The organism is Comamonas sp., from assembly GCF_036666375.1.
Classification (GTDB): Bacteria; Pseudomonadota; Gammaproteobacteria; order Burkholderiales; family Burkholderiaceae_C; genus Comamonas.
Window position 1 is genome coordinate 1 of record NZ_JAVWWA010000145.1, and the last position, 9,330, is coordinate 9,330.

Sequence of the window (9,330 nt, forward strand, 5' to 3'; positions counted from 1 at the left end):
GTCTATGGACGCGCACTTATGCGGCCAACGCATTCTTTCGCATGAGCAAATGCGCGAAACGTTCTTGGCCCATGAAAAAAGGCGCCAGCCCCTCGCGGGACCGGCGCCTTTGCTGTTCTTTGCACTCGTCAGTGCAATGAACGCTCTTGCTTCTTACTTCGAAGCCACAACGCGCACCATTTCCAGGCACTTGTTCGAGTAGCCCCATTCGTTGTCGTACCAGCTCACGACCTTGACGAATGTCTTGTCCAGCGCGATGCCGGCTTCGGCGTCGAACACCGAAGTGCAGGACTCACCGCGGAAGTCGGTGGCAACCACCTTGTCTTCGGTGTAGCCCAGCACGCCCTTGAGCGCGCCTTCGGACTGGGCCTTCATTTCGGCGCAGATTTCGGCGTAGGTGGCTTCGCTGTTCAGTTCAACGGTCAGATCGACCACCGACACGTCGGAAGTCGGCACGCGGAACGACATGCCCGTGAGCTTCTTGTTCAGCTCGGGAATCACCACGCCCACGGCCTTGGCGGCGCCAGTGCTCGAAGGAATGATGTTTTCCAGGATGCCGCGGCCGCCGCGCCAGTCCTTGTTCGACGGACCGTCGACGGTCTTTTGCGTTGCCGTGGCAGCGTGCACGGTGGTCATCAGGCCGCGCTTGATGCCCCACTTGTCGTTGAGCACCTTGGCCACGGGGGCCAGGCAGTTGGTGGTGCACGAAGCGTTGGAGATGATGGCTTCGCCGGCGTAGGTCTTGCAGTTCACGCCGAACACGAACATCGGGGTGTCGTCCTTCGAAGGAGCCGACAGAATGACCTTCTTCGCGCCTGCGTCGAGGTGCTTCTGTGCGGTTTCCTTGGTCAGGAACAGGCCCGTGGCTTCGATCACGATGTCGGCGCCGACTTCATTCCACTTCAGGGCGGCGGGGTCGCGTTCCTGCGTCAGGCGGATGGGCTTGCCATTGACCACCAGAGTGTTGCCTTCGACGGCCACGGTGCCCTGGAAACGGCCATGCACGCTGTCGTACTTGAGCATGTAAGCCAGGTAATCGGGTTCGAGCAAGTCGTTGATGGCGACGATTTCAATGTCGCTGCCAAAGTTCTGCACGGCGGCGCGGAACACCATGCGGCCGATGCGGCCGAACCCGTTGATACCTACTTTAATGGTCATATTTGCCTCTTGAAGTGAAATGACGAAAACCTGTTACTGGACGATTACTTCTTCTTCTGCTGGCGCAGCACGGCCTGGACCGTTGCCGCGACATTTTCCTCGGTGAAGCCGAAGTGCTTGAACAGCACGCCCGCTGGCGCCGATTCGCCGTATGTGTCGATGCCGACCACGGCCGCGCAGCCGTACTTCCACCAGAAGTCGGTCACGCCCATTTCCACCGCCACGCGCGGCAGATTGGCGGGCAGCACCTTGGTCTTGTACTTGACGTCTTCGCGGTCGAAGGTCGTGGTGCTGGGCATGGAAACCACGCGCACGGCGATCTTCTTGGTGGCCAGCAGCTTCTGCGCGGCCAGGGCCAGCTGCACTTCCGAGCCGGTGGCGATGATCACGGCCTGGGCGGCCTGCGTCAGGCCGATGTCGGCGGGCTCGCTCAGCACGTAGGCGCCGCGGCTGATGTCGCCGGCGTCGCGCTTGCGCGCATAGGCCAGGTTCTGGCGGCTCAGCAGCAGGGCCGTGGGCTTGTTGCGCTGCGACAGCGCCGCGCTCCAGGCGACCGCGGTTTCGGTGGTGTCACCCGGACGCCAGACGTCCAGACCGGGGATCAGGCGCAGGCTCGCGGCGTGCTCGATCGACTGGTGCGTGGGGCCGTCTTCGCCCAGGCCGATGGAGTCGTGCGTGAACACGTGGATCACGCGCTGCTTCATCAGCGCGGCCATGCGGATGGCGTTGCGGCTGTAGTCGCTGAACGTCAGGAAGGTGCCGGCGTAGGGGATGAAACCGCCATGCAGCGCAATGCCGTTCATGATCGCGGCCATGCCGAATTCGCGCACGCCGTAGTTGATGTGGCGGCCACCGACGCCGTACTCGTTCTTGACCACGTTGCCCTGGTCGTCGAAGCGCAGAGCGGGCGTGCTCTTGGTGTTGGTCAGGTTGGAGCCGGTCAGGTCGGCCGAGCCGCCGAGCATTTCGGGCAGGGACGCGGTGAAGGCTTCGAGCGCCATCTGGCTGGCCTTGCGGCTGGCGACGGTCTCGCCCTTGGCGATGGTGTCGACCACGGTGTTGACCGCGACCTGGGCGAAGTTCTTCGGCAGGTCACCGGCCATGCGGCGCGTGAACTCGGCCGCGAGTTCGGGGTAGGCCTTGGCGTAGGCCGCAAACTTCTTGTTCCAGGCGGCTTCGGTCTTGGCACCGGCGGCCTTGGCGTCCCAGTCGCCATAGACGTCGGCCGGGATTTCAAACGGCGTGTGCGACCAGCCCAGCGCCGCGCGCGTCAGGCCGATTTCCTCGCCACCCAGGGGTTCGCCGTGGGCCTTGGCGGTGTCCTGGCGGTTGGGCGAGCCCTTGCCGATGCTGGTCTTGCAGATGATCAGCGTGGGCTTGGTCGCGCTTTGCTTCGCATGGGCGATCGCGGCGTCGACGGCGCCGACGTCATGGCCGTCCACGGGGCCGACCACGTTCCAGCCGTAGGCTTCGAAACGCTGGGCGGTGTTGTCGATGAACCAGGGAGCGACCTGGCCGTCGATCGAAATGCCGTTGTCGTCGTACAGCGCCACGAGCTTGTTGAGCTTCCAGGCACCGGCAAGCGCCGCGGCTTCGTGCGAGATGCCTTCCATCAGGCAGCCGTCACCCATGAACACATAAGTGTGGTGGTTGACGATTTCGTGGCCCTTGCGGTTGAACTCCGAAGCCAGCAGCTTTTCTGCGAGCGCGAAGCCGACGGCATTGGTCACGCCCTGGCCCAGCGGGCCGGTGGTGGTTTCCACGCCCGGGGTGATACCCACTTCTGGATGGCCTGCGGTCTTGCTGTGCAGTTGGCGGAAGTTCTTCAGCTCGGTCATCGGCAGGTCGTAGCCGGTGAGGTGCAGCAGCGCATAGATCAGCATCGAACCATGGCCGTTCGACAGGATGAAACGGTCGCGGTCGGCCCAATGCGGGTTGACCGGGTTGTGCTGCAGGTGGCGGCTCCACAGGGCTACGGCCATATCGGCCATGCCCATGGGGGCGCCGGGGTGACCGGAGTTGGCTTGTTGAACGGCATCCATTGCGAGTGCGCGGATCGCATTCGCCATTTGTTGAGTGTTGGCCATCAGGGCGCTCCGAAAAAGGAGGGTGTTTGTCAGGGGAAGCCGGATATTTTAAGCGGCAGCCCGTTTTGAGCCGTATCGCGGGGCAATGCACTACAGTGCAGCCCATGGTCAAACCCTTGACCGGCCTGCATTTTCGGAGCTTTCAGCGCATGTCTTCTGTCTCTTTTTCCGCGCCTTCGACGGCGGTCCCGCCCTCTGTCGCAGCCGCGCTCCAGCCGCCCGCGATGCTGCTGGCCGCGGGCCGCGGCGAGCGCATGCGGCCGCTGACCGATCACTGCCCCAAGCCGCTGCTCGAAGTGCAGGGCCAGCCGCTGCTTCAGTGGCATCTGCAGGCGCTTGCCGCTGCCGGCGTGCCGCGCGCGGTGATCAATACCGGCTGGCTGGGCGCGCAGATTCCGCAGCGCCTGGGCAGCGTGTTTGACGCCCCCGGTGTGCAATTGCCACTGGTCTATTCCGATGAAGACCCGTCGGGCCAGGGCTCGGCGCTCGAGACCGCGGGTGGCATTGCGCGCGCGCTGCCCCGGCTCGGCCCGGTGTTCTGGCTTGCGGCCGGCGATGTGTTTGCGCCCGACTTCAGGTTCGATGCGGCGGCGGCGGCTGCTTTCACGGCCAGCGACCAGTTGGCCCACCTGTGGCTGGTGGCCAATCCCGAGCACCATCCCCAAGGCGATTTCGGTCTGTCCGAGCAGGGCCTGGCGCTCGATCTGCCCGAAGCCGACCCGCGGCCGCGCTGGACCTACAGCACGATCGCGCTGCTGCGTGCCGAACTGTTCAGCGCGCCCTGGTGCGCGATTCCCGCAGGCAACCCCGCGGGCGAGCGCGCGGCGCTCGGACCATTGCTGCGCCGCGCCATGGCTGCGGGCCGGGTCGGCGCATCGGTGTATTCGGGCCGCTGGACCGATGTGGGAACGCCCGCGCGCCTGCAGCGCCTGAACGCGGCCTGAGGTTGACACGGTTGCCGGCATCCGGAATCGCCGGGTTCTTGTAGGAAAAACCTGATTTCAGAGGAGGCCCGCTGCACGCCAGATTGCAAATAGTGGTCAAACCGTTAATTTAGGGGATACATTTACAAGCAACTGCGCAGTACGATAGCCGGCATGATCTCTGTTTATGCCCAACGCCGCGCGCGCCTGGCTGCCCAGCTGGGCCCCCAGGACGTGGCCATCATCCCCACTGCACCGGTGCGCGCGCGCAACCGCGACACGGATTTTCTCTACCGGCATGACAGCTATTTCTACTATCTGACCGGATTCACCGAACCCCACGCCTGCCTGGTGCTCAAGGGCGATGGTCAGAGTACGCTGTTTTGCCAGCCCAAGGACCTCGAACGCGAAATCTGGGACGGCTATCGCCTGGGCCCCGAAGGCGCGGTCGCGACGCTGGGCGTGGACCAGGCCTTTTCAAGCAACGAGATCGACACCCGGCTGCCGCGCCTGCTGGACAACACCGAGTGCGTGTGGTTCCCGTTCGCCACCCACACCGGACTCGCCGCGCAGGTCGAGACCTGGCTGTCCCAGGTGCGCAACCGCGTGCGCATGGGCGTGCAGTCGCCGACCCACCAGGGTGATCTGTGCGCGCTGCTCGACGAAATGCGCCTGGTCAAGGACGCGCACGAGCAGGACATCATGCGCCGTGCGGCGCGCATCAGCGCCGGCGCCCATGTGCGCGCCATGCAGCGCTCGGCGCGCATGCTGCGTGCGGGCGAGGAAGTGCGCGAATACCACCTTGACGCCGAGTTGCTGCACGAATTCCGCCAGCACGGCTCGCAATACCCGGCCTATGGCTCCATCGTCGCTGCGGGCGCCAATGCCTGCGTGCTGCATTACCAGGCCGACAAGGCGCTGGTGCGCGCCGGCGAACTGGTGCTGATCGATGCGGGCTGCGAACTCGACGGCTACGCCAGCGACATCACGCGCACCTTCCCCGCCGATGGCAAGTTCACGGGCGCGCAGCGCGCGGTCTACGACCTGGTGCTCGCGAGCCAGGAAGCGGCCGTGGCGGTCACGCGCGCGGGCCGACGCTTCAGCGATCCGCACGATGCGACGCTGGCCGTGCTGTCGCAGGGTCTGCTCGACCTGGGCATCCTCGACGCGAGCCGCGTGGGCACGGCCCAGGACGTGATCGAGACGCGCGCCTATTTCCCGTATTACATGCACCGCACCGGCCACTGGCTGGGCATGGACGTGCATGACTGCGGCAGCTACATCGAACCCGGGGCCCAGGATACCGGCCCCGCACGGCGCGACCCGCTGACGGGCGAAACGCTGCGCCAGCGCCCCAGCCGCATTCTGCGTGCGGGCATGTGCACCACGATAGAGCCGGGCCTGTATCTGCGCGCCAGCGCCGAGCTGCCCGAGGCGTTCCACAATATCGGCATCCGCATCGAGGACGACGCCATCGTCACGGAGGAGGGTTGCGAGCTGATCACGCGCGATGTGCCCGTGAAGGCCGATGAGATCGAAGCGCTGATGCGCGATCTGGCGTGAACCATGCCAGCACCGGCACACGCCACGGCATGTGCTTCCATTTTTCTTGACTGCTCCCATGTCCGACGCTTCCAGCTCGCTTTCCGCACCACCGCGCCTTCAGTGGCGCATTTTCACGGTGCTCTGGCTGTTGGGAATGCCCGGCATGTCGGCCATGGTGTGGTCCATCGTTCCGCATTGGCGCTATGCCCAGCCCGTGCCGCCGCCGTTTGGCCAGCCGGGTGTGGGGCTGTTGCTGGTGCTGTCCTCGGTGCTGGCGCTGGCCGTGGGCATGGGCGTGCTGCTCGCGCCGCGCGTGGGGCTGGCGGCGCCGATTCTGACAACCTGGGTTGCGGGGCGCTCGCCACGCGAGGCGCTGCGCCGCCTCTGGCTGCCGGGCGTGGCCGGAGGGGTCGCGGGCGCGGCCTGGCTGGTGACGCTGGCGATTGCCTGGCCGGAGAGCGTCAAGGCGGCTGAGCCGCTTTACACCATGCCACTGCTGGCCAAGCTGCTCTACGGCAGCGTGACCAACGAACTGCTGGTGCGCTGGGGCATGCTGGCCTGCGTGTTTTGGGGGGTCTGGCGTCTTGCGGGGCGTACCGATGCGCCGCCGTCTGCGACGCAGGGCTGGGTGGCGGTGATCCTGTGCTCGCTGCTCTGGGCCGCGACGCACTGGCTGCTTGCCTGGTGGCTGCTCGGTCCCCTGCCGGGTCTGCTGCTGCTGCATGTGTTGCTGGGCAAGCTGGTCTATGGGCTGATGGGCGGCTTCCTCTGCTGGCGCTTCGGCCTCGAGGCCGCGATCCTGGCCCATGTGCTGACCTATGTGATGTCGCATGGGCTGATCGGCCCGGTGCTGTAGGCCTTCCGGGGGGCTTGCCCCCCAAGCAGCTACGCGTAGCGAGCAAGCGTGGGGGCCGGGTTTTGCCGCCGGGCCGCCCCAAGGCAAAACGAGATGGGGGGCATTGCCCCCCAAGCGCAGCTACGCGTAGCGAGCAAGCGTGGGGGCCGGGTTTTGCCGCCGGGCCGCCCCAAGGCAAAACGCGATGGGGGGCCACGCCCCCCAAGCGACCACACGAAGTGGGCGAGCGTGGGGGCCTTATTTTCGTACCCGTTATGTAACCGCTTCCGTGTGAGAATGGAAATCCGATCCCTCTCCCGTGAAAGCCTTATGACCAAGCCGTTGACCCGCGCCACGAAGATTGTTGCCACCCTGGGCCCCGCCTCGAGCGATCCCCAGCTGCTAGAGCGCATGGTGCGTGCCGGCGTCAATGTGGTGCGACTGAACTTCAGCCACGGCACTGCACAGGACCATATCGACCGCGCCACGATGGTGCGCGCCGCCGCCCAGCGCGCGGGCCGCGAAGTGGCCATCATGGCCGACCTGCAGGGCCCCAAGATCCGGGTCGGCAAGTTCGCCGAAGGCCGTGTGATGCTCGAGCCCGGCGCGTCGTTTGTGCTCGACGCTTCGCGCACCGAACCCGGCGATCTGCAGGGCGTGGGCCTGGACTACAAGGAGCTGCCGCGCGACGTGAAGGCCGGCGACCTGCTGCTGCTCAATGACGGCCTGATCGTGCTGACCGTGGACTCGGTGCGCGGCGAAGAGGTGCACACCACCGTCAAGCTCGGCGGCGAGCTGTCCAACAACAAGGGCATCAACAAGCAGGGCGGCGGCCTGACGGCGCCCGCGCTGACCGCCAAGGACATGGAAGACATCAAGACCGCGATGGGCTTCCAGGCCGATTACGTGGCCGTGAGCTTTCCGAAGAACGCCACCGACATGGAAATGGCGCGCCAGCTGTGCAACGTCGCGGGCTCGCCCTGGCGTCACAAGCCCGGCCTGATCGCCAAGATCGAGCGTGCCGAAGCGATTCCCCACCTCGAAGACATCCTGCGCGTCTCCGACGGCATCATGGTCGCGCGCGGCGACCTGGCGGTCGAAGTCGGCAATGCGGCCGTGCCCGCGCTGCAAAAGAAGATGATCCGCATGGCGCGCGAGATGGACAAGGTCGTGATCACGGCCACGCAGATGATGGAAAGCATGATCACCAACCCCGTGCCCACGCGCGCCGAAGTCAGCGACGTGGCCAATGCCGTGCTCGACGGCACCGACGCCGTGATGCTCAGCGCCGAAACCGCCGCCGGCAAGTACCCGCTGGAAACCGTGGAAGAGATGGCGCGCATCTGCACCGCCGCCGAAGCCGCGGAAGACGTCGAGCGCGATGCCGATTTCACCGGCCGCACCTTTGGCCGCATAGACCAGAGCATCGCCATGGGCGCGCTGTTCACGGCCCATCATCTGGGCGCCAAGGCCATCGTGGCCATGACCGACAGCGGCTCGACCGCGCTGTGGATGAGCCGCCGGCGCATCCACATCCCGATCTACGCGCTCACGCCCAAGGTCCACACCCAGCGGCGCATGGCGCTGTACCGCAATGTGCGCCCGCTGCTGATGGACACCTCGGCCGACCGCGACACCGCGCTCGAGCAGGCGGAAGCCCATCTCAAGGCGCGCGGCATCGTGCAGCAAGGCGATGTCTACGCGATCACCTGCGGCCTGCCCATGGGCCAGCCCGGCGGCACCAACATGCTGCAGATTTGCCGCGCGAGCTGAGCCCGGCCTGACTAGCTCGACATCGACGCCACTGGTGCGGGTTTTTCAGTCGGGATAAAATCCCGGGTTACACAGCGGTTACGGCCGCTTGGCCCGGGCTCCTGCCGTGGCGCGGTGCGGCCGCGCGCGACAGGCGCTGGCTGTTTACCCACCCTGAATTGGATCCACGACATGTCCCTCGTCTCGATGCGCGAACTGCTCGACCATGCTGCTGCAAACGGCTATGGCATTCCTGCTTTCAACGTCAACAACCTGGAGCAAGTCCAGGCGGTGATGGCTGCGGCCGACGAAGTCGGCGCACCCGTGATCCTCCAAGCCAGCGCTGGCGCGCGCAAGTACGCTGGTGAAGCGTTCATCAAGCACCTGATCCAGGCCGCCATCGAGCAGTACCCGCACATTCCCCTGGTCATGCACCAGGATCACGGCCAGTCGCCCGCGATCTGCCAGGGCGCGATCGACCTGGGCTTCTCGTCGGTGATGATGGACGGCTCGCTGATGGAAGACGGCAAGACGCCGGCTTCGTTCGACTACAACGTCGATGTGACCCGCAAGGTCGTCGAAATGGCGCACCGCGTGGGCGTCACGGTCGAAGGCGAACTCGGCTGCCTGGGCTCGCTCGAGACCGGTGAAGCCGGTGAAGAAGACGGCATTGGCGCGGTCGGCAAGCTCGACCACAGCCAGATGCTGACCGACCCCGAGGAAGCCGCGCAGTTCGTCAAGGCCACGCAGCTCGACGCCCTGGCGATCGCCATCGGCACCAGCCACGGCGCCTACAAGTTCACGCGCAAGCCCACAGGCGACATCCTGTCGATCCAGCGCGTCAAGGACATCCACGCCCGCCTGCCCAACACCCATCTGGTGATGCACGGCTCGTCTTCCGTGCCCCAGGAGCTGCTGGCCACCATTCGCCAGTACGGCGGCAACATGAAGGAAACCTACGGCGTGCCCGTGGAAGAAATCCAGGAAGCCATCAAGTACGGCGTGCGCAAGATCAACATCGACACCGACA

The 9,330-nt window shown here is 65.7% G+C and carries 7 protein-coding genes; 5 read left to right on the forward strand and 2 right to left on the reverse strand.

All coding sequences use genetic code 11. The features are described from left to right. Window positions 1–153 precede the first annotated feature (153 nt). Both gap and tkt read right to left on the reverse strand, forming a co-directional pair. Window positions 154–1,158 carry a type I glyceraldehyde-3-phosphate dehydrogenase gene (gene gap, locus RR928_RS22770; RefSeq protein ID WP_332540039.1) on the reverse strand — a complete coding sequence of 335 codons (1,005 nt, stop codon included), beginning with the start codon at window positions 1,156–1,158 and terminating at the stop codon, window positions 154–156. A 44-nt stretch (window positions 1,159–1,202) separates the two neighbouring features. After that, window positions 1,203–3,245 carry a transketolase gene (gene tkt, locus RR928_RS22775; protein ID WP_332540038.1) on the reverse strand — a complete coding sequence of 681 codons (2,043 nt, stop codon included), beginning with the start codon at window positions 3,243–3,245 and terminating at the stop codon, window positions 1,203–1,205. A 149-nt stretch (window positions 3,246–3,394) separates the two neighbouring features. On the opposite strand from tkt, the gene RR928_RS22780 reads away from it, so the two are divergent. The 5 genes from RR928_RS22780 to fba form a co-directional block, all read left to right on the forward strand. Continuing rightward, entirely contained in the window at window positions 3,395–4,189 is a 795-nt protein-coding gene (locus tag RR928_RS22780; protein ID WP_442881552.1) for a nucleotidyltransferase family protein, read from the forward strand. 153 nt (window positions 4,190–4,342) lie between these two features. After that, the gene (locus RR928_RS22785) at window positions 4,343–5,731 is read left to right on the forward strand and encodes an aminopeptidase P N-terminal domain-containing protein (RefSeq protein WP_332540037.1); all 1,389 of its coding nucleotides are present in this window, start codon (window positions 4,343–4,345) and stop codon (window positions 5,729–5,731) included. 58 nt (window positions 5,732–5,789) lie between these two features. After that, window positions 5,790–6,569: an abortive infection protein gene (locus RR928_RS22790; protein ID WP_332540036.1), complete on the forward strand. Its 780-nt coding sequence runs from the start codon at window positions 5,790–5,792 to the stop codon at window positions 6,567–6,569. 309 nt (window positions 6,570–6,878) lie between these two features. Then, entirely contained in the window at window positions 6,879–8,321 is a 1,443-nt protein-coding gene (pyk, locus tag RR928_RS22795) for a pyruvate kinase (protein ID WP_332549411.1), read from the forward strand. A 171-nt stretch (window positions 8,322–8,492) separates the two neighbouring features. Next, a partial coding sequence (fba, locus tag RR928_RS22800) for a class II fructose-bisphosphate aldolase (RefSeq protein WP_332684362.1) occupies window positions 8,493–9,330 on the forward strand: 838 nt, incomplete at its 3' end.

Excerpts from the sequence above, each read along its gene's own strand:
- RR928_RS22785 (WP_332540037.1), top strand. The coding sequence starts at position 4,343 with ATGATCTCTGTTTATGCCCAACGCCGCGCGCGCCTGGCTGCCCAGCTG.
- RR928_RS22780 (WP_442881552.1), top strand. The coding sequence starts at position 3,395 with ATGTCTTCTGTCTCTTTTTCCGCGCCTTCGACGGCGGTCCCGCCCTCT.
- tkt (WP_332540038.1), bottom strand. The coding sequence starts at position 3,245 with ATGGCCAACACTCAACAAATGGCGAATGCGATCCGCGCACTCGCAATG.
- gap (WP_332540039.1), bottom strand. The coding sequence starts at position 1,158 with ATGACCATTAAAGTAGGTATCAACGGGTTCGGCCGCATCGGCCGCATG.
- RR928_RS22790 (WP_332540036.1), top strand. The coding sequence starts at position 5,790 with ATGTCCGACGCTTCCAGCTCGCTTTCCGCACCACCGCGCCTTCAGTGG.
- pyk (WP_332549411.1), top strand. The coding sequence starts at position 6,879 with ATGACCAAGCCGTTGACCCGCGCCACGAAGATTGTTGCCACCCTGGGC.